We start from the raw sequence: 18,675 nt of genomic DNA, 5'->3' as shown, positions 1-18,675 counted from the left end.
AAAAGCCCCGCACGGTTCGCGCCGTGCGGGGCTTTTTCATGCCTGGAATCCCCTTCCAATATCTATAAAGAACCCCGTGGGAGCGGGCTTGCCCGCGAAGAGGCCGGCCCATGCGCCCCCTGTATGGGCACGGAAACACGATGCAAAACACCCACCCGGTGCCTCTCTGAATCCTCGCCTAGCCTTAAAGCATTCCCCCTGAGCAAGGACGCTCAAAATGCTTGCCACGCTGCGCCTGTTTTCAGTTCTTTTGCTGAGTTTCACCCCTCTGATCGCCCATGCAGCCTGCCCAGACTGGCCATTCGGCAAAGCGCAAGTTGAAATCTCGGCTCTGCAACAGCAGATCGACCAATGGGACGACGCCTACCACCGCGAAGGCCGCTCGCTGATTGCCGACGAACTCTACGATCAATCGCGCGTGCGGCTCATCGAATGGCGCCAGTGCTTCCAGCAGCCCGCAGCGCCCGAACCGTTGCGCAGCGCGTCTGGCTCCGTCGCGCATCCAATCGCCCACACCGGTCTGGACAAGCTTCACCAAGCCGCCGCCGTTCAAGCATGGTTAAAGGATCGGCAGGATGTCTGGGTACAACCCAAGGTCGATGGTGTAGCGGTCACGCTGATTTACCGTCGCGGCCTGTTGCAGCAGGCGATCAGTCGCGGCGACGGGATCAGCGGTCAGGACTGGACAGCGTCGGCGCAAAAGATCGCTGCCATTCCGCAACAACTGACCCAACCGCTGGACCTGCTGGTGCAGGGCGAGCTCTATTGGCGCCTGAATCAGCATGTGCAAGCCAGCGCCGGCAGCGTCAACGCCCGCGCCACCGTTGCCGGGCTGATGAGCCGTAAAACCTTGAGCGCAGAACAGGCGTCCGGGATCGGTCTGTTCGTCTGGGACTGGCCGCAGGGCCCGGCGAATCTGCCTGAAAGAATATCGACGCTAGCGACGCTGGGCTTCGCCACGACAGCGCCATTCAGTCAGGTCATCGCCAACCTTGCCGACGCGCAAAAATGGCGCGAGCACTGGTATCGATCGCCCCTGCCCTTCGCCACTGACGGCATTGTCCTGCGCCAGAGCCAGCGCCCACCGGCTGAGCGTTGGCAGGCGAGCGCGCCCCACTGGGCCGTCGCCTGGAAATTCCCGTTTGCCCGGGCGCTGGCCGAGGTGCGCAAAGTGAATTTCAAAGTCGGCCGCAGCGGACGCATCACGCCGGTATTGGAGTTGTCGCCGGTGATGCTCGATGACCGCGAGATCAGACGCGTCAGTGCCGGTTCACTCAAGCGCTGGCAGACGCTGGATATCCGCCCCGGCGATCAAGTGGCAATTAGCCTGGCCGGGTTGACGATTCCACGACTCGACAGTGTGGTGTTGCGTACCTCCGAACGGGCCACCCTCGACATTCCCGACACGCGCGATTTCCACGCCCTGAGCTGCTGGCAACCGACACCCGGTTGCGAAAGCCAGTTTCTCGCGCGCCTGACCTGGCTCAGTGGCAAGCAGGGGCTGGCGCTGCAGAATGTCGGGCGCGGCACCTGGGAGAAACTTCTGGAAACAGGCCGCCTGAACAACCTGCTGGATTGGTTGACCCTCGACGAGCCAGAGCTTGCTAACATTGCCGGCTTCGGCGAACGCAGCAGCACACGTCTGATCAACAGTTTTCACAGCGCCCGCCAACGGCCGTTCACGCAGTGGCTCAAAGCATTGGGTTTACCGCCGACGGGGCAGGCACAACTGGCCGACTCGTGGCAGGCGCTGGCACAACGCGACACCGAACAATGGCAGGCAGAAGCCGGAATCGGCCCGGGCCGCGCGGCGCAATTGAGCGCATTCTTCCGCGACCCGCAGGTGCTGGCCCTGAGTAACACATTACGCGCCGCCGGAATCGACGGTTTCTGATCACGCAATCCCCCGGCAGCCGGGAACCCAAGGGCCGTCAGACGCTCAAACAGCGCAGTGCCCCCGACCCGACTGCCTTTGCACATGGAGCTTTTATGAAATTTCTTGCACCCCTTGCCTTGCTGACTCTCTGTGGTGTTCTGGCCGCGCCTGTGATGGCTGACGAAGATGCACCGGGCCTGACCGGTTGCGCCGCGAAGAAGCAGGGCATCATCAATCAGCTCGAGCAGGCGAAATCCCGGGGCAACACCGATCAGCAGGCCGGTCTGCAAACCGCTCTGGATGAAGTGACGAAGAACTGCACCGATGCCGGCCTGAAGAAAGAACGCGAAAACAAGGTGCTGGAAGCCAAGCACGAAGTGAGCAAGCGTCAGGCGGATCTCGACAAGGCGATGAAGAAAGGCGATCCGGAGAAGATCAACAAGCGCAAGGACAAGCTCGCCGAGTCGCGCAAAGAGCTGCAGGATGCGCTGGACCAGATCGACAAGTAACCGTTAATGCGGGGAATTTGATGCCCTCTTCGCGAGCAAGCCCGCTCCCACATTTGATTTGTGAACGACACAGATCCAGTGTGGGAGCGGGCTTGCTCGCGAAGGCGTCAGCTCAAACAACAGAAATCAATGATCGCGAAACTCTTTATGGCAAGCGCTGCAGGCATCTTCAACTTTCTGCACCGCAGGCCCGAGGTTACTGGCCTTGTACGGCTGAACCTTGCTGGCAATCACCAGTTCACCGGTGGCCGCTTCAAGGTTGCGGGCCAATTCCTGAAAGCGGGCCTGACGCAGCCAGACATCGTCTTTGGCGCTGGTGTGATCTTCTTCACGAACCTGCGGGAAATGCTTCCACGGTTCATGCGACAACGCATCAAGCTTCACTGCGCCTTCGGCGAATTTCGGCCCGTCGAACGGAATGCGTCCGCGCAACATGCCACCCAGGTCTTCGCCGGTCTTGAGCATCTGTTTGAAGATCGCCTTGCGTTGCCCCAGCGGAGAATTCGGATCGACGCCGCCACAGGCGGACAAGGTCAGACAGGCCAGCAATACAACAGAAATTCTTTTAAGAGTCATGGTGGCTTCAGGTCACGGAATTCGGCGGCCAGTATCCTCGCGTCGCCGACAAACACCAATAGCCCTATTAAAAATACGGGTTGCCGGAGCGCATGGAGCACTTGGGCAACCGGCATAGGAATCACTCCATGAACAGCCGTTTCAAGGCCTGGCGTCACCCACTGATCGCAACCCTGCCACTGCTGGCAATCCTTGCCGGCTGCACGGGTGGCGACACTGCCAAACCGAAAACCCATGCCTTGGCCACTTATTCCAGCGCCACGTGGGAAGCCTTGCCGGCGGTGTCCGACAGCGATCTGGTCGCCGGTTTCGGTTCATGGCGCAGCGCCTGCACCCGACTCAAGGCTGATCCGGTCTGGGGCGGCACCTGCGCGGCAGCCGCCAACGTGCCGCAAAGCGCCAACGAGATTCGCGCGTTCCTCAAGCAGAACCTCGACGTGTTCGGACTGCGCGCCGAGCATGACAACCCCAACGGTCTGATCACCGGTTACTACGAACCGGTCTACCCCGGCAGCCTGACGCCCACCGAGGTGGCGAACGTGCCGGTGTACGGCGTGCCGGAAGACATGATCATCGTCTCGCTGGACAGCATTTACCCGGAACTCAAGGGCAAGCGCCTGCGTGGCCGTCTCGAAGGCCGAGTGCTCAAGCCGTATGACGACGCGGCGACCATCGAGTCCAAAGGCGTCAAAGCGCCGGTAGTGGCGTACCTGACCGATCCAATGAACCTGCAGTTTTTGCAGATCCAGGGCTCGGGGCGGATTCAGACGCCGGATGGCAAACAACTGCGCATCGCCTACGCCGACCAGAACGGCCATCCGTACCGGCCGATCGGTCGCTGGCTGGTCGAGCAAGGCGAGCTGAAGAAAGAAGACGTGACCATGAGCGCGATCAGCAACTGGGCCAAGGCCAATCCGTCGCGCATCCCGGAACTGCTGGGCAGCAACCCGAGCTACGTGTTCTTCACCCGCAACCCGGACAGCAACGAAGGCCCACGCGGCTCGCTCAATGTGCCGCTGACCGCCGGCTACAGCGCAGCAGTGGATCGCAAGGTGATTCCGTTGGGCAGCCTGCTGTGGCTGTCGACCACCCGTCCGGACGGCAGCGCTTTGGTTCGCCCGGTCGCGGCGCAGGACACCGGTGGCGCGATTGCCGGCGAGGTGCGTGCGGATCTGTTCTGGGGCACCGGCGATTCTGCCGGGCAACTGGCCGGGGACATGAAGCAGCAGGGGCAGATCTGGATGCTCTGGCCTAAAGGTGTGGCGTTGCCGCAAGTGCCTCAGGTCGCCGATACGGTGAAGGACAAACCTTAAGCGCCTCGGCGCCAGAGCTACCGCCTTCGCGGGCAAGCCCGCTCCCACAGGGTTCTTTGGTGTACACAGGATTTGTGCTCGCCATTGATACCTGTGGGAGCGGGCTTGCTTGCGAAGAGGCCGGCAGCAGCACCCGAGAATCAGACCGACACAAAGAAGAACGCAGCAATCAGCCCCATCCCGACAAACCACACCAGCGACCGCAAGATCGCCCAGTCCGCCAGGTAGCAGATGATGTACAGCAGGCGACTGGTGATAAACAGCACCGCCAGCACATTCACTGTCACTAGCTGCGCCGTGCCCACCAGATGCGCAACAATCACTGCGGCAGCAAATGCCGGCATCACCTCGAAGCTGTTCAACTGCGCCGCATGCGCCCGTCGGGCGACGCCGCCCACGCTATCGAGAAAATCCCGAGGATCATGATTGTCACTGAGCCTGAAACCGCCTGAGACCTTGGCCACGATCGTGCACACATACGGCAGGAAAATCGCGATCAATACACACCACAGAGCCACCGTCATAACGCCGTCCTTTTTTCGAGTGTTGGAAATGGCGGGCGGTCAGAACTTCATCACCAGCATGCCGATCAATACCAGCCCACAGGCTAAGAGCCGCGGCCTGCCGAAAGGTTCTTTCAGGTAGCGCATGCCGAACAGCACCACCAGGATCACGCTGATCTCACGCAAGGCCGCCGCCTCGGCAATCGAGCCCAACTGCATCGCCCACAGCACCAGAGCGTAGCTGAACAACACACAGAACCCGACCGCCAGCCCAAGCTTCCACTGCTCGCGCCAGAACACCAGAAATGCCGGGCGTTTCGCCACCCACGCCAGCAACGGAAACGGCCAGGCGCTGAACAGCGTGACCCAGACCAGGTAATCCAGTGGATGCGACCAGCGCCGCAAGGCCTGACCATCGATGTAGGTGTAGCAACCGATGCACAAGCCGATCAGCGCCACCACCGGTAGCATCGACCAAGGGAGATGTTTGCCACCACCGCCCTGCCAGAGCAGGCAGGCCATGCCCAGCGGAATCAGCATGATCCCGAAGATCTGCTGCGCAGTGAGCACTTCGCCGGCGAAGATCAGGGTCAGCGCCAGCACCACCAGCGGCGACAAGCCCCGCATCAACGGATAGACCAACCCGAGGTCGCCGACCCGATAGGCTTGAATCAGCAGATAGCGATACAACAGCTCGAACGCCGCCGAAGCCAGAATCCACGGCCAGATTTCCACCGGCGGCAGGCTGATGAATGGAAATGCCAGCGCCACGAACAGCAGCGCCACCGTGTCCATGCACGCCACCACCAGCAACCGTTCGGCACTGAACTTGATCAGGGTATTCCACGTCGCATGCAACAGCGCCGCCATTAACACCAGAACTGTCGCCGCCACGTCCCACTCCTTGATTTTTTTTTGTTGACCCTACACCAATGTCTACGGCTGACCAACCGAGGGGGCATGATTGTGTCCCCACCCCGAATCAGCCCATCCAACCTTTGCACCGAAGAATCGGGGCGCTGTCTTTCCACCCCCATCCAATGGAGCCCGGATGCTAGAACTTGTCGCCGCTTTTATCTGCCTCACCACCCTTCTCACCTTCGTCAATTACCGCTTCATCGGCCTGCCACCGACAATCGGCGTGATGGTCACCGCGCTGATGTTCTCCCTGTTGCTGCAAGGCCTGAGCGTGCTCGGCTATCCCGGCCTCGAAGAACGCGTGCAGCAACTGATCGGCCAGATCGACTTCGGCGATCTACTGATGAACTGGATGCTGTCGTTCCTGCTGTTCGCCGGCGCCCTGCACGTCAACCTCAACGACCTGCGCAGCTATCGCTGGCCGATCGGCCTGCTGGCGACGTTCGGCGTGCTGATTGCCACCGCCGTGATCGGCAGCCTCGCCTATTACATTTTTGCCCTGTTCGGCTGGCACGTAAGCTTCCTCTACTGCCTGCTGTTCGGCGCGCTGATTTCGCCTACAGACCCGATCGCAGTGCTCGGCGTACTGCGTACCGCCAATGCTTCGAAACCGCTGAAAACCACCATCGTCGGCGAGTCGCTGTTCAACGACGGCACTGCGGTGGTGGTGTTCACCGTGCTGCTGGGCATCGCCCAACTGGGTGAGACGCCGACCCTCAGCGCCACGGCCATGCTGTTCGTGCACGAAGCCATTGGCGGTGTGCTGTTCGGCGGGCTGATCGGTTATGGGGTGTACCGGATGATCAAGAGCGTCCAGCAGCATCAGATCACGGTGATGCTGACCCTGGCGCTGGTGATCGGCGGTTCGGCGATGGCCACCGAGCTGCACGTCTCGGCACCGATTGCGATGGTGGTGGCCGGCCTGATCATCGGCAACCTGGGGCGCAACCTGGCGATGAACGACATGACCCGCAAGTACCTCGACGGCTTCTGGGAGCTGCTCGATGACATGCTTAACGCCCTGCTGTTCGCACTGATCGGCATGGAGCTGTTGTTGCTGCCGTTCAACTGGGCGCATGTGGCGGCGGCCAGTTTGCTGGCGCTGGCGATCCTGCTGTCGCGCCTGCTCACCGTGGCCCCGGCCATTGTCCTGCTGCGGCGCTGGCGCACAGTGCCGCGCGGCACCATCCGCATTCTGACCTGGGGTGGTTTGCGCGGCGGGGTCTCGGTGGCACTGGCGCTGGCCCTGCCGCTGGGTCCGGAGCGCGATCTGCTGCTGAGCATCACCTACATCGTGGTGCTGTCGTCGATCCTGTTGCAGGGCCTGACCATCGGCAAACTGGTCAAGCACGCCACCCGTGACGAGCCGGCCACAGCGGCCGAACCCGCACACTGACGTATCACCGCAGCGCCGTCGTGAAGCCCTTCACGAGGGACCGCACAGCAAATCAAGCAGATGTCGCATCGCCGATGGGCGGTGCGGCGTCGAGCCATGCATCACCACCAACTCGCGCGCATGACGCAGCCCGTCCTCGACCGGTAACACGTACATCCCTTCCAGCATCATCCCGGCCCACTGCGGCACCAGCGATACCCCCATTCCCTGCGCGACCAGCATGACGATCGTTTCCAGCGCATCCAGTTCGCACAGCACGTTGGGCTCGATGGCCTGTTCATCGAGGTAGCGCTGAGCAATCTGCCCACCCCACGAGCGTGCGTCATAACGAATGAACGGATGAACGCGCAACAGCGTTTCCAGCGACTGCCCGGCGTACGCGGCTGGAGCCACCAGAATCAGCGGCTCTACCTTGAGCACGACCAGGGCCAATGCCTTGGGCGGCTGGAATGGAGGCCTGACCAGAATCGCCGCGTCCAACTCCCCTGCAAGCACCTTCTCGTAAAGACTTTTCGAGTCACCCGGGGTGATCTTCAGCTTCAAATCAGGTGCTGTAAGCGCCAATCGTTCGATCAAGGTGGGTAACACGCCGGTCAGCGCTGTGGAAATTGCACCGATTGTCAGTTCACCGGCCAACCCATCGGGATGCAGATCGCTCTGTAGATCCTGGGCCAATTCGATGATCGCCCTGATCTTCGGCAGAATCAGCAGGCACTGGTCCGAGGGCCGGGCAGCGTGCGCGGTACGCAGCAGTAACGTGCAACCCAGCAATCTCTCGAGCGCCTGGACGCGCTGACTGATAGCCGCCGCAGTGCGACTCTCGCGCCGTGCCGCTGCCGCAATCGAACCGGTCTCGACCACCGCCACCAGACTTTTCAGAAACCGTACATCCATAAGTTTTCCTTTCGCTCAGAACAAGGCGAAGTCGTTATGCCCCGCCGCACGGTCTGTTTACCCTGAGCGCTCCTTCACTTGGGGACATCGCATGAACAGACCTTTTCACGCTGCATACCATGTTTGCGACCTGGAACAGGCGCGGACTTTTTATCGAGATGTGTTGGGCTGCACCGAAGGCCGCAGTACCGAGACATGGGTCGACTTCGACTTTTTCGGCAATCAGCTCTCGCTTCATGTGGGCACGCCCTTCACCACGACCCGTACCGGCCAGGTTGGCGATCACAAAGTATTGATGCCGCACATTGGCGTCGTCCTGCCGCTGGAGGAGTGGCTGGAGCTGGCCGATCGTTTGAGCCGCCTCGGCACAACGTTTGAAATCCCTCCGGTGATCCGCTTCGCCGGCGAACCCGGCGAGCAGCGCACGATGTTCTTTCTCGATCCCAGCGGCAATCCGATCGAGGTCAAGGGTTTCAAGGACTTCGACGGTCTCTTCGCACACTGAGCTTCACCCCAACAAACACAACAACAAAAGGGGCACATCATGACTACCAGGAAACCTACCAGTCTGGTCACCCGCATCATGATCGGGCTGGCAGCCGGAATAATCGTCGGCATCCTTCTCAACCAGTTTCCCGAACACAAGATCTGGTTCATCGACAATCTGCTGCAACCGGCCGGTGACCTGTTCATCAGGCTGATGAAAATGATTGTCGTACCGTTGGTCTTTGCGTGCATGGTCGTCGGCATCGCCGGGGCAGGCAGCACCAAGGCGCTGGGTCGAGTCGGAATAAAGACGCTGGTTTATTTCTTTACCATCACCAGCATTGCCATCGTCTTCGGACTGATCGTCGGCAATGTTTTTCAGCCCGGCGCCGGCGCGGACTTCAGCAGCACCCTGCAATCACCGGCCATTGGTCTGGCGAATACGGGGGACACACAGAACCTGGGCCGAACTCTGGTGAACATCGTGCCGGACAACATCGTCCTGGCCATGTCTCAGGGCAAGCTGCTCTCCGTGCTGTTTTTCGCCATCCTGTTCGGCTGTGCCCTGTCGATGCTGCCCGAGCCGCAGAAGGCGCCATTGATCGCCGTGATTCAGGCGGTATCGGACACCATGTTCAAGGTCACGCATCTGGTCATGCACTATTCACCCATCGGCATCTTCGGCCTGATCGGGGTCACCGTGGCCAGCTTCGGCCTCAGTGCGTTGCTGCCGCTGGCGAAGCTGATCGGCATCACTTACGTCGCAGTGTTGCTCTTCGCGTTGGGCGTGCTGGGGCTGGTGGCGCGGATGGCCGGCATTCGCTTTTTCCACCTGATTCGGGAAATACGCAGTGAATTGATACTGGCTTACAGCAGTGCTGCGTCGGCCACGGTGATGCCACAACTGATCGAGAAAATGGAGAAGTATGGCGCTCCGCGTCCGATCACCAGCATGGTCATTCCACTGGGTTACTCGTTCAACCTTGATGGCGCCTCGCTGTTCGCGGGACTGGGCACGCTGTTTATCGCTCAGGCGTACGGGATTGATCTGGGTCTGGCGGATCAGGCCATGCTGGTGCTGATCATGGTGTTGACGTCAAAGGGCGCGGCGGGAGTGCCGGGCTTCATGTTCATCATCCTCACAGCGACCCTGACCACCGCCGGTTTGCCAGTGGAAGGCGTGGCAATCATCGCCGGCGTCTACCGCTTGATGGACATGCCGGTCACCGCGCTCAATGTGTTGGGCAATGCACTGGCACCGCTGGTCATAGCGCGCTGGGAGGGACAGCTCAAGGCACCTGAAAGCGAACCGACGACAGAACCGGTCAGCCCGCCGTTCAAGGCCTGAAACTATCGGGGCTTGCTGTCGGATTCATCTTCGCGGGGTTTGCCGGAGTTCGGTTTATCCGTCTTGGGCGCCCCGCTTTCGCTGCGGATCTGCGCATGGCTGATCAGGGCGAAGATGAAACTGCCGCCGATGATATTCCCCGCCAGCGTGGGCCCGGCAAACACCATCCAGAAATCACTCCACGGCAGCTCGCCGGCAAACACCAGATACGACACTTCCGCCGAACCGACCACGATGTGGGTGAAGTCGCCCAGCGCCATCAGGTAGGTGATGAGGATGATGATCCACATCTTCGCGCTCTCCATGGACGGGATCATCCAGACCATGGTGGCGATCATCCAGCCTGAGACGATGCCCTTGGCGAACATCTGACTGGCGTGGTTTTCCATGACCTTGCGGCCGATTTCAAGGAAGGCGTGATCAGTCTTGCTGTCGAAGATCGGCAGCTCAAGCATCACGTACGCCACCAGAATCGTCCCGCACAAGTTGCCGAACAGGACCACGCCCCACAGGCGGATCAGCCGGCCGAAGTTTTTCAGGGTCGGTTTGGTCATCACCGGCAGAACGGCGGTCAGGGTGTTTTCGGTGAACAGTTGCTGGCGGGCGAGAATCACCGCGAGGAAACCGGCGCAGTAGCCGAAACTGGCGATGACCTTGAACTCGTCACCTTCGGGCAGGCGCGAATTGAGCAGGCCCATACCCATCAGCGACAGGCCCATGGTCAACCCGGCGGCCAGCGCCGACCACCACAATGCAGCGATGCTGCGCTCCAGTTCCTGATCGCCCTGAGTGCGGATGATTTCATGCAGAACCGCCGCGCGGGGCGGCTGGTTTTTCTCGACTTCGTGTTGTTCGTCGGTCGAGAGGTTTGGGGTCTTGCCGTCTGTCGGGGTGGTCATGGCGTGGGAACCGTGGGGGTGGTGTTTACCTACGACCCCGGCGGTTCATGGCTGTTCAGTGGCCAGATGATTCTTCGCTGACTGAACAACCGCCTTCGCGAGCAAGCCCGCTCCCACAGGTACAACGCAATCCATGTGGGAGCGGGCTTGCTCGCGAAGGGCGCGCCGCCGATGTTAGTTGCTGACCAGTTCATCTTCCTTGAACTGGTCTTTGACGTACTTGATCTCGGTGCGACCGTGCGGCGCCGGCAAGCCGTCTTCGCCGAGGTTGACGAAGACCATCTTCTCGACCGTGAGGATGCTCTTGCGGGTGATCTTGTTGCGCACTTCACAGGTCAGGGTGATCGAGGTACGACCGAACTCGGTGGCGGTGATGCCCAGTTCGATGATGTCGCCCTGGCGCGAGGCGCTGACGAAGTTGATTTCGGAAATGTACTTGGTCACCACGCGCTGATTGCCCAACTGGACGATCGCGTAAATCGCCGCCTCTTCGTCGATCCAGCGCAGCAGGCTGCCGCCGAACAGGGTGCCGTTGGGGTTCAGGTCTTCGGGTTTTACCCATTTGCGGGTGTGGAAATTCATGTTCACTCCTGAGCGTTTGCCGAAAGATGGCGCCATCTTGGCAGACCGAGCGGTCAGGCTCCATGAGCCTTCTACTATGGTCGCTATTAGCGATCTTCATCTGGCCGACAGAAACCCTTTGGAAGATCAGTCTAGACGGCTATAATCGCCCCCGTTTCAAAACGGTAACCTTCACTTGATACCGTTTTCCCGCCACCTGTCCGAGGGGCGCTGCAGCAGGATCAACCTGTCAGGCTCGGATGGGGCGTTGACTGGCCACGGCCGGACACTAAACGCACAACGGCGCCCATTCGCATACATTACGAATGGAGGCTCTTCATGAGCGCTGTTATCACGCCTGCAGATTTTAACGATTACAAAGTTGCCGACATGTCCCTGGCTGCCTGGGGCCGTCGCGAAACCATCATCGCCGAGTCGGAAATGCCGGCCCTGATGGGTCTGCGCCGCAAGTACGCCTCCGAGCAGCCGCTCAAGGGCGCGAAAATCCTCGGCTGCATCCACATGACCATTCAGACTGCCGTGCTGATCGAAACCCTGGTTGCCCTGGGTGCCGAAGTACGCTGGTCGTCCTGCAACATTTTCTCGACTCAGGATCAGGCCGCTGCGTCCATCGCTGCCGCCGGCATCCCGGTTTTCGCCTGGAAAGGCGAGACTGAAGAAGAGTACGAGTGGTGCCTGGAGCAGACCATCCTGAAAGATGGCCAGCCATGGGACGCCAACATGATCCTCGACGACGGCGGCGACCTGACTCAGCTGCTGCACGACAAGTACCCACAGGTGCTGGACCGCGTTCACGGCGTGACCGAAGAAACCACCACTGGCGTTCACCGTCTGCTGGACATGCTGGCCAAGGGCGAGCTGAAAATCCCGGCGATCAACGTCAACGACTCGGTGACCAAGTCCAAGAACGACAACAAGTACGGCTGCCGTCACAGCCTGAACGATGCGATCAAGCGCGGCACCGACCACCTGCTGTCCGGCAAGCAAGCGCTGGTCATCGGTTACGGTGACGTGGGTAAGGGCTCCGCGCAGTCCCTGCGTCAGGAAGGCATGATCGTCAAGGTTTCCGAAGTTGACCCGATCTGCGCCATGCAGGCCTGCATGGACGGTTTCGAACTGGTTTCGCCGTTCATCGACGGGATCAACGACGGCACCGAAGCGAGCATCGACAAAGCGCTGCTGGGCAAGATCGACCTGATCGTGACCACCACCGGCAACGTCAATGTTTGCGACGCAAACATGCTCAAAGCCCTGAAGAAGCGCGCTGTTGTCTGCAATATCGGCCACTTCGACAACGAAATCGACACTGCTTTCATGCGCAAGAACTGGGCATGGGAAGAAGTGAAGCCACAGGTACACAAGATCCACCGTACCGGCCCGGGCGCTTTCGACGCGCAGAATGACGACTACCTGATCCTGCTGGCCGAAGGCCGTCTGGTGAACCTGGGCAACGCCACTGGTCACCCGAGCCGCATCATGGACGGTTCGTTCGCCAACCAGGTACTGGCGCAGATCTTCCTGTTCGGCCAGAAGTACGCCGACCTGTCGCCAGCCGAGAAAGCCGAGCGTCTGACCGTTGAAGTACTGCCGAAGAAACTCGACGAAGAAGTGGCCCTGGAAATGGTGCGCGGCTTCGGCGGCGTGGTCACTCAACTGACCAAGCAACAGGCTGACTACATCGGCGTGACCGTCGAAGGCCCGTTCAAGCCGCACGCTTACCGCTACTGATTGACGCGGCGGCCTGCTCTCCCTGTGGGAGCGGGCTTGCTCGCGAAAGCGGTCTGTCATTCAGCATTGATGTTGCCTGACCCGCCGCTTTCGCGAGCAAGCCCGCTCCCACATGGGCGGTGCAAGCCTCACAGGCTTCGTGTTTCCAAGGGTATTTCCCATGTCCCAAGACCGTCGCTACAGCTTCGAGTTCTTCCCGACCAAGACCGATGCTGGGCATGAAAAACTGCTCAACGTTGCCCGTCAGCTGGCAACGTACAACCCCGACTTCTTTTCCTGCACCTACGGCGCTGGCGGTTCGACCCGTGATCGCACCCTCAACACCGTTCTGCAACTGGAAAGCGAAGTCAAAGTACCGGCCGCACCGCACCTGTCGTGCGTCGGCGACAGCAAGGACGACCTGCGCGGCCTGCTGAACGAGTACAAGGCTGCCGGCATCAAGCGCATCGTTGCCCTGCGTGGCGACCTGCCCTCCGGCATGGGCATGACCAGCGGCGAGCTGCGTCACGCCAACGAACTGGTGGAATTCATTCGTGAAGAAACCGGTGATCATTTCCACATCGAAGTTGCCGCTTACCCGGAGATGCATCCGCAAGCGCGCAATTACGAAGACGATCTCGCCAACTTCGTGCGCAAGGCCCGCGCCGGCGCCGACAGCGCGATCACCCAGTACTTCTTCAACGCCGACAGCTACTTCTACTTCGTCGACCGTTTGCAGGCGCTGGGCGTGGATATTCCGGTGGTGCCGGGGATCATGCCGATCACCAACTACAGCAAGCTGGCGCGTTTCTCCGATGCCTGCGGTGCGGAAATTCCGCGCTGGATCCGCAAGCAACTGGAAGCCTACGGCGATGACAGCCAGAGCATTCAGCGCTTCGGCGAGCAAGTTGTCAGCGAAATGTGCGAACGCCTGCTGCAGGGCGGCGCACCGGGGCTGCACTTCTATTCCATGAACCAGGCTGAACCTAGTCTGGCGATCTGGAATAACCTGAAGTTGCCGCGCTAAGCACTAAAAGAAAGATCAAAAGATCGCAGCCTTCGGCAGCTCCTACAGGGGTGTCGTTGCTGCGATTTTTTGCTTTTGAATCCCCGAATTAGAGCTTGTGCAGGCACTTTCTGGCTCTTTCGCGTTTCTCGTCGTAATCTCAAGCCATGCCTTTTTTCGCGCAGTTACTCACCGTGCTGGTTTTTGCTTGCCTGAGCTTTGCCGCTCGGGGCGAGAAGCTGCGTATTGTCACCGAGCCGTGGGCACCTTACGTCTACGAAGAGGATGGCAAGAACCTCGGACTGGACTACGAAACCACCGCCATCGTGTTCAAGCGTCTGGGAATCGAAGTCGAGTGGCAGTTCCTGCCGTGGAAGCGCTGCCTGTCGATGCTCGAGACCGGCCAGGCCGACGGCGCACTGGACATCTTTCACAGCGACGAGCGCGACGCCACCCTGCTCTACCCCATCGAACCGCTGTCGGACGTCGAGTTCGTGATGTTCTACGCCAACGACCGTCCCCATCCGTTCCGCCAGCTCGAAGACCTCAAAGGCCTGACCATCGGCACTTCGCCGGGCTATCTGTACAGCCCGGATTTCAGTCAGTCGACACTGTTTACCCGTGAACCGGCACCGACCCACGAAGCCAACTTCGGCAAACTGCTGCGCGGACGCATCGACTTGCTGATCACCGATCGCCGCGTGGGTCAGCATTTGCTCGACCAGCTGAATATTCGCGATCAAATCACCGAAAATCCCACGGTCATCAGCCGTCAGAGCCAATATCTGGCGGTTCGACGCAATGCCGGGATGGATCTGCTGGTGGCGCGTTTCGGCGCCGAGCTCAAGCGTTTCAAGCGCGAACCGGCCTACGCCGAGCTCAGCGCACGCTACGGCGCCGCCCCGGTCGACGCCGTGCCGCTGGGCAACGCCTCAGCCAGCCGCAAAACCGTTGAGCAGCAGGAAAGCAGCGCGCAGTGATTGCTCTGTTATACTCCGGCGTTCCCGCCAGGCTCACGCCCGGACGCCCGGAACCGTAACAGGCCTCTCGACCCGCTACAGCGCAGCTTTCAGCCCGCGCGAGCGCTCCTGACGTGCCTTCGGAACCGCAGCAGGACCGGACGGGATCGCGTCCTCTTAAACGCGATTCGCGCCAGGCAAGACTCCCATTGGGCCAAGCCCTAACTAAAACAGGATTACTCATGTCCTTTGCTTCCCTCGGTCTCTCCGAGGCTTTAGTCCGTGCCATCGAAGATGCGGGCTATACCGAGCCTACTCCGGTGCAACAGCGGGCCATTCCCGCCGTGTTGCAAGGTCGCGACCTGATGGTTGCGGCACAGACAGGTACCGGTAAAACCGGCGGTTTCGCCCTTCCGATCCTGGAGCGGTTGTTCCCCAACGGTCACCCGGACAAATCCCAGCGTCATGGCCCGCGCCAACCGCGCGTACTGGTCCTGACCCCGACCCGCGAACTCGCGGCCCAGGTTCACGAGAGCTTCAAGATCTACGCCCGTGACCTGAAATTCGTCAGCGCCTGCATCTTCGGTGGCGTCGGCATGAACCCGCAAGTCCAGGCCATGTCCCGTGGCGTTGACGTCCTCGTCGCGTGCCCGGGTCGTCTGCTCGACCTCGCCGGCCAGGGCAGTGTCGATCTGTCCCACGTCGAAATCCTCGTCCTCGACGAAGCCGACCGCATGCTCGACATGGGCTTTGTCCACGACGTGAAGAAAGTCCTCGCGCGTCTGCCGGCCAAGCGGCAGAACCTGCTGTTCTCGGCGACGTTCTCCAAAGACATCACCGATCTTGCCGGCAAGCTGCTGCACAACCCGGAACGCATCGAAGTCACGCCGCCGAACACCACGGTCGAGCGCATCGAGCAACGCGTGTTCCGTCTGCCGGCCAGCCACAAGCGTGCCCTGCTGGCGCACCTGATCACCGCCGGTGCCTGGGAACAGGTACTGGTGTTCACCCGCACCAAGCACGGCGCCAACCGTCTGGCCGAGTACCTGGACAAACACGGCCTGCCGGCTGTGGCCATCCACGGTAACAAAAGCCAGAACGCCCGCACCAAAGCCCTGGCCGATTTCAAGGCCGGTGAAGTGCGCATCCTGGTCGCGACCGACATCGCCGCGCGCGGTCTGGACATCGATCAGTTGCCACACGTGGTCAACTTCGAACTGCCGAACGTCGATGAAGACTATGTGCACCGTATCGGCCGTACTGGCCGCGCCGGTCGTTCGGGCGAGGCGATCTCGCTGGTGGCCCCGGACGAAGAAAAACTGCTGAAAAGCATCGAACGCATGACCAAGCAGAAAATCGCCGACGGCGACCTGATGGGCTTCGATGCCAGCACCATCGAGGCCGAGAAGCCTGAAGTGCGCGAGCGCCCGGACATGCGCAACCCGCGCAACTCCCGTGGCCCGCGCGGCGACGGTCCGAATGGCGGCGGCGGTGGCGGCGGTCGCAAGGACAAAGGCAAAGACAAGGGCAAGGAAAAACCCGCCGGCGAACGCGGCGAGCGCCCTGCCCGTCAGCAGAAACCACGTGAAGGCACCCCGGCCCGCGAACAGCGTCCGAGCCAGCCACCACGCGCGGCGGCTGATCGTGCACCGGACGAGTTCCTCGACGACGATATCGATAACTTCGGTAACCGTGTCGACTACGTGCCGAAAGCTGCTCCAGCCGGTGGCCGCGGCCGTCGTCCGGGTGCTCCGGCACAAGGTGCAGGTGCAGGTGCAGGCGCAGGCGCTCCACGCGGTGGTCAGTCGCAAGGTCGCCAGAACGGCCCGCGTAACAGCAACGGTTCGAGCACCGGCACCCCACCGGGCAAACGCAACGGCCCGCGCAACGGTGCTCCGCGTGATGGCCAGGGCCGTCGTGACGAGTCCTCGCGCAACCGCCGTCCGGCTCGCGACGATCAGCAACGCGCCGAACCGGCCGTGCAGAACCCGCGCAGCACCGGGCCGAAGATCATGCACAAGGAGTCCAAGGCAGACCGCTTCCCGACACCTGAGCAGCTCGATCAACTGCCGACCCGTCCGCGCGGCGAAAAACCAGCACTGCTGACCCGCAATCGCTGAGTTATCGCGGCAATGAAAAATGCCCCGGTTCGAAAGAGCCGGGGCATTTTTCATGAACAAGCCAATATCCCTGAATCACCACATCACCTGTGGGAGCGGGCTTGCTCGCGAATGCGGTATGTCTGTAACGGAAGTATCGACTGGCCCGCCGCATTCGCGAGCAAGCCCGCTCCCACAGTGGATCTGCGGTGATATCAGTGCATGTGACGGACAATAAAAAACGCCCCCGGCCTTACGACCGGGGGCGTTTTTGTATGGCGGCGAAAATTACTTCGCTTTCACACCTTCGAACGAGATGTACAGGTCGACGTTGTCGGACTGTGGACCCAGATCCATCATCTTGCCGAAATCAGAGCGCTTGATGCTGGTAGTGCCTTCAAAGCCGGCACGGTAGCCGCCCCATGGATCCTTGCCTTCGCCCAGGAACACAGCCTTGACCACGATTGGCTTGGTCACGCCGTGCAGGGTCAGGTCGCCGGTCACGTCGGCAGTGTCTTTGCCATCGGCGTTCTTGCCGGTGGATTTGACGCTGGTGGAGACGAACTTGGCGTCAGCGTATTTGCCCACGTCCAGGAAGTCTTTGCTGGAGATGTGCTTGTCGCGCTCGGCGTGGTTGGTGAACACGCTGGCGGTTTTCACGTTGAATTCGATTTTGCTGTCTTCAGGCTTGGCGGCGTCGAAGCTGAACTTGCCGTCGATGTCCTTGAAGGTACCGGTGATGTAGCTGTAGCCCAGGTGGCTGATCTTGAAGTCGACGAAAGCGTGCTGGCCTTCCTTGTCGACGGTGTAATCAGCAGCCATCACGTTCGCGGACAGTACGGCCGAACCGATTGCCAGAGCGGCCAGAGTCTTTTTCAACATGCTTTCTTTTCCTTTGAGTCGAGGTTGAATTTCAGGCTTTGCGACCGAGCATTCGAGTGAGGGTCGCATCACGATCGATAAAGTGGTGCTTCAATGCTGCCAACGCATGGAGACCGGAAAAAATTACCAGCGCCCATGCCAGCCAGAGATGAATCACCCCAGCGGTATCTGCCTGATCCGGTAGCCCGGAAACCAGTGCAGGAACTTCAAACAGGCCAAACACCGGGATCCCGACACCGTCTGCGGTGGAAATCAGGTAACCGGCAAGCATCACAGCGAACAGCCCGACGTACAGAAACCCGTGGCCGAATTTGGCGCCGATGCGGGTCATGCGGCTGTAGCTTTGCAGCGTCGGTGGTGGTGGGCTGATAAAGCGCCACAACACCCGCAACACCATCACACCCAGCAGCACCAGACCGATGCTCTTGTGCAGATCCGGCGCGTCTTTGCGCCAGCTGCTGTAGTAATCCAGCCCCACCATCCACAGACCCAGCGCGAACAGTCCGAAGACCGCCAGCGCCACGCCCCAGTGCATGAAGATGCTGACCCAACCATAGCGTGAAGCAGAGTTACGTAGCTGCATTGCCCAAATCCTGTGAGAACTGCGAACCAAGACTAGCGAGTTATCTATCGAATTAAAGCGGAAAATTTTGCTTTGAAATATCGAGAAATACGATCAAGAGTCTTGAACATGGTAGTTAAGGAAAGATTAAAGGGGAAAG

At 60.5% G+C, this 18,675-nt stretch carries 18 protein-coding genes and 1 riboswitch; of the genes, 10 read left to right on the top strand and 8 right to left on the bottom strand.

The genetic code is table 11. The features are described from left to right. The first annotated feature begins 217 nt into the window (after positions 1 to 217). Both ligB and M0808_RS02855 read left to right on the top strand, forming a co-directional pair. Positions 218 to 1,894, top strand: coding sequence for an NAD-dependent DNA ligase LigB (gene ligB / locus M0808_RS02860; RefSeq protein ID WP_247839813.1), 1,677 nt, complete (start codon positions 218 to 220; stop codon positions 1,892 to 1,894). A 95-nt stretch (positions 1,895 to 1,989) separates the two neighbouring features. Beyond that, positions 1,990 to 2,385, top strand: coding sequence for a DUF1090 domain-containing protein (locus M0808_RS02855; RefSeq protein WP_007961884.1), 396 nt, complete (start codon positions 1,990 to 1,992; stop codon positions 2,383 to 2,385). A 126-nt stretch (positions 2,386 to 2,511) separates the two neighbouring features. Here M0808_RS02855 and M0808_RS02850 read toward each other — a convergent pair whose 3' ends face one another. Then, positions 2,512 to 2,961 carry a cytochrome c gene (locus M0808_RS02850; protein WP_027610619.1) on the bottom strand — a complete coding sequence of 150 codons (450 nt, stop codon included), beginning with the start codon at positions 2,959 to 2,961 and terminating at the stop codon, positions 2,512 to 2,514. Positions 2,962 to 3,089: 128 nt separating this feature from the next. Here M0808_RS02850 and M0808_RS02845 point away from each other — a divergent pair, with 128 nt between their 5' ends. Next, a complete protein-coding gene (locus M0808_RS02845; protein WP_247839811.1) occupies positions 3,090 to 4,274 on the top strand; it encodes an MltA domain-containing protein in 1,185 nt (394 codons plus the stop codon). A 140-nt stretch (positions 4,275 to 4,414) separates the two neighbouring features. Here the strand turns inward: M0808_RS02845 and M0808_RS02840 are convergent, their stop codons facing one another. Next, positions 4,415 to 4,798, bottom strand: a complete 384-nt coding sequence (locus M0808_RS02840) for an MAPEG family protein (protein WP_027610617.1) — start codon at positions 4,796 to 4,798, stop codon at positions 4,415 to 4,417. A 39-nt stretch (positions 4,799 to 4,837) separates the two neighbouring features. Beyond that, positions 4,838 to 5,671 (bottom strand): EamA family transporter, encoded by an 834-nt coding sequence (locus tag M0808_RS02835; RefSeq protein WP_103369189.1) that lies wholly within the window; start codon positions 5,669 to 5,671, stop codon positions 4,838 to 4,840. A 157-nt stretch (positions 5,672 to 5,828) separates the two neighbouring features. Here M0808_RS02835 and M0808_RS02830 point away from each other — a divergent pair, with 157 nt between their 5' ends. Beyond that, positions 5,829 to 7,091, top strand: coding sequence for a sodium:proton antiporter (locus tag M0808_RS02830; protein WP_098966029.1), 1,263 nt, complete (start codon positions 5,829 to 5,831; stop codon positions 7,089 to 7,091). Between the two features lie 30 nt (positions 7,092 to 7,121). Here M0808_RS02830 and M0808_RS02825 read toward each other — a convergent pair whose 3' ends face one another. Then, entirely contained in the window at positions 7,122 to 7,985 is an 864-nt protein-coding gene (locus tag M0808_RS02825) for a LysR family transcriptional regulator (RefSeq protein WP_247839809.1), read from the bottom strand. A gap of 91 nt (positions 7,986 to 8,076) precedes the next feature. On the opposite strand from M0808_RS02825, the gene M0808_RS02820 reads away from it, so the two are divergent. Both M0808_RS02820 and M0808_RS02815 read left to right on the top strand, forming a co-directional pair. Then, entirely contained in the window at positions 8,077 to 8,490 is a 414-nt protein-coding gene (locus tag M0808_RS02820; RefSeq protein WP_027610613.1) for a VOC family protein, read from the top strand. Positions 8,491 to 8,529: 39 nt separating this feature from the next. Next, a complete protein-coding gene (locus M0808_RS02815; protein ID WP_247839807.1) occupies positions 8,530 to 9,819 on the top strand; it encodes a cation:dicarboxylase symporter family transporter in 1,290 nt (429 codons plus the stop codon). A gap of 2 nt (positions 9,820 to 9,821) precedes the next feature. Here the strand turns inward: M0808_RS02815 and M0808_RS02810 are convergent, their stop codons facing one another. Both M0808_RS02810 and M0808_RS02805 read right to left on the bottom strand, forming a co-directional pair. After that, positions 9,822 to 10,718 (bottom strand): formate/nitrite transporter family protein, encoded by an 897-nt coding sequence (locus M0808_RS02810; RefSeq protein WP_123588962.1) that lies wholly within the window; start codon positions 10,716 to 10,718, stop codon positions 9,822 to 9,824. Positions 10,719 to 10,892: 174 nt separating this feature from the next. Next, positions 10,893 to 11,300 (bottom strand): hotdog domain-containing protein, encoded by a 408-nt coding sequence (locus M0808_RS02805; RefSeq protein WP_095137509.1) that lies wholly within the window; start codon positions 11,298 to 11,300, stop codon positions 10,893 to 10,895. Between the two features lie 196 nt (positions 11,301 to 11,496). Then, positions 11,497 to 11,595, top strand: a riboswitch (S-adenosyl-L-homocysteine riboswitch). Between the two features lie 23 nt (positions 11,596 to 11,618). Here M0808_RS02805 and ahcY point away from each other — a divergent pair. The 4 genes from ahcY (at position 11,619) to M0808_RS02785 (ending at position 17,092) form a co-directional block, all read left to right on the top strand. Continuing rightward, on the top strand, positions 11,619 to 13,028 hold the full coding sequence (gene ahcY / locus M0808_RS02800) for an adenosylhomocysteinase (RefSeq protein ID WP_096795737.1): 1,410 nt from the start codon (positions 11,619 to 11,621) through the stop codon (positions 13,026 to 13,028). Between the two features lie 160 nt (positions 13,029 to 13,188). Beyond that, positions 13,189 to 14,034, top strand: a complete 846-nt coding sequence (gene metF / locus M0808_RS02795) for a methylenetetrahydrofolate reductase [NAD(P)H] (protein ID WP_003229047.1) — start codon at positions 13,189 to 13,191, stop codon at positions 14,032 to 14,034. Positions 14,035 to 14,180: 146 nt separating this feature from the next. Then, the gene (locus M0808_RS02790) at positions 14,181 to 14,993 is read left to right on the top strand and encodes a transporter substrate-binding domain-containing protein (protein ID WP_123588961.1); all 813 of its coding nucleotides are present in this window, start codon (positions 14,181 to 14,183) and stop codon (positions 14,991 to 14,993) included. A gap of 221 nt (positions 14,994 to 15,214) precedes the next feature. Beyond that, positions 15,215 to 17,092 (top strand): DEAD/DEAH box helicase, encoded by a 1,878-nt coding sequence (locus M0808_RS02785; protein ID WP_247839805.1) that lies wholly within the window; start codon positions 15,215 to 15,217, stop codon positions 17,090 to 17,092. A gap of 267 nt (positions 17,093 to 17,359) precedes the next feature. Here M0808_RS02785 and M0808_RS02780 read toward each other — a convergent pair whose 3' ends face one another. Both M0808_RS02780 and M0808_RS02775 read right to left on the bottom strand, forming a co-directional pair. Then, positions 17,360 to 17,953: a YceI family protein gene (locus M0808_RS02780; protein WP_103522458.1), complete on the bottom strand. Its 594-nt coding sequence runs from the start codon at positions 17,951 to 17,953 to the stop codon at positions 17,360 to 17,362. Between the two features lie 31 nt (positions 17,954 to 17,984). Then, complete coding sequence (locus tag M0808_RS02775) at positions 17,985 to 18,536, bottom strand: cytochrome b (protein WP_047596555.1); 552 nt, start codon at positions 18,534 to 18,536, stop codon at positions 17,985 to 17,987. Positions 18,537 to 18,675: the final 139 nt, after the last annotated feature.

The sequence above is a fragment of the Pseudomonas sp. MWU12-3103b genome, assembly GCF_023100615.1.
In the GTDB taxonomy this organism is placed as follows: Bacteria; Pseudomonadota; Gammaproteobacteria; order Pseudomonadales; family Pseudomonadaceae; genus Aquipseudomonas; species Aquipseudomonas putida_A.
Note: the sequence above shows the minus strand (reverse complement) of the source record. Positions and strands in the feature narration are given on the sequence as shown.

What these genes read in the sequence shown, in the direction of transcription:
- ligB (WP_247839813.1), top strand. Translation starts at nt 218, where the DNA reads ATGCTTGCCACGCTGCGCCTGTTTTCAGTTCTTTTGCTGAGTTTCACC.
- M0808_RS02840 (WP_027610617.1), bottom strand. Translation starts at nt 4,798, where the DNA reads ATGACGGTGGCTCTGTGGTGTGTATTGATCGCGATTTTCCTGCCGTAT.
- ahcY (WP_096795737.1), top strand. Translation starts at nt 11,619, where the DNA reads ATGAGCGCTGTTATCACGCCTGCAGATTTTAACGATTACAAAGTTGCC.
- M0808_RS02830 (WP_098966029.1), top strand. Translation starts at nt 5,829, where the DNA reads ATGCTAGAACTTGTCGCCGCTTTTATCTGCCTCACCACCCTTCTCACC.
- M0808_RS02850 (WP_027610619.1), bottom strand. Translation starts at nt 2,961, where the DNA reads ATGACTCTTAAAAGAATTTCTGTTGTATTGCTGGCCTGTCTGACCTTG.
- M0808_RS02820 (WP_027610613.1), top strand. Translation starts at nt 8,077, where the DNA reads ATGAACAGACCTTTTCACGCTGCATACCATGTTTGCGACCTGGAACAG.
- M0808_RS02805 (WP_095137509.1), bottom strand. Translation starts at nt 11,300, where the DNA reads ATGAATTTCCACACCCGCAAATGGGTAAAACCCGAAGACCTGAACCCC.
- M0808_RS02845 (WP_247839811.1), top strand. Translation starts at nt 3,090, where the DNA reads ATGAACAGCCGTTTCAAGGCCTGGCGTCACCCACTGATCGCAACCCTG.
- M0808_RS02775 (WP_047596555.1), bottom strand. Translation starts at nt 18,536, where the DNA reads ATGCAGCTACGTAACTCTGCTTCACGCTATGGTTGGGTCAGCATCTTC.
- metF (WP_003229047.1), top strand. Translation starts at nt 13,189, where the DNA reads ATGTCCCAAGACCGTCGCTACAGCTTCGAGTTCTTCCCGACCAAGACC.
- M0808_RS02790 (WP_123588961.1), top strand. Translation starts at nt 14,181, where the DNA reads ATGCCTTTTTTCGCGCAGTTACTCACCGTGCTGGTTTTTGCTTGCCTG.
- M0808_RS02780 (WP_103522458.1), bottom strand. Translation starts at nt 17,953, where the DNA reads ATGTTGAAAAAGACTCTGGCCGCTCTGGCAATCGGTTCGGCCGTACTG.
- M0808_RS02785 (WP_247839805.1), top strand. Translation starts at nt 15,215, where the DNA reads ATGTCCTTTGCTTCCCTCGGTCTCTCCGAGGCTTTAGTCCGTGCCATC.
- M0808_RS02810 (WP_123588962.1), bottom strand. Translation starts at nt 10,718, where the DNA reads ATGACCACCCCGACAGACGGCAAGACCCCAAACCTCTCGACCGACGAA.
- M0808_RS02815 (WP_247839807.1), top strand. Translation starts at nt 8,530, where the DNA reads ATGACTACCAGGAAACCTACCAGTCTGGTCACCCGCATCATGATCGGG.
- M0808_RS02855 (WP_007961884.1), top strand. Translation starts at nt 1,990, where the DNA reads ATGAAATTTCTTGCACCCCTTGCCTTGCTGACTCTCTGTGGTGTTCTG.
- M0808_RS02825 (WP_247839809.1), bottom strand. Translation starts at nt 7,985, where the DNA reads ATGGATGTACGGTTTCTGAAAAGTCTGGTGGCGGTGGTCGAGACCGGT.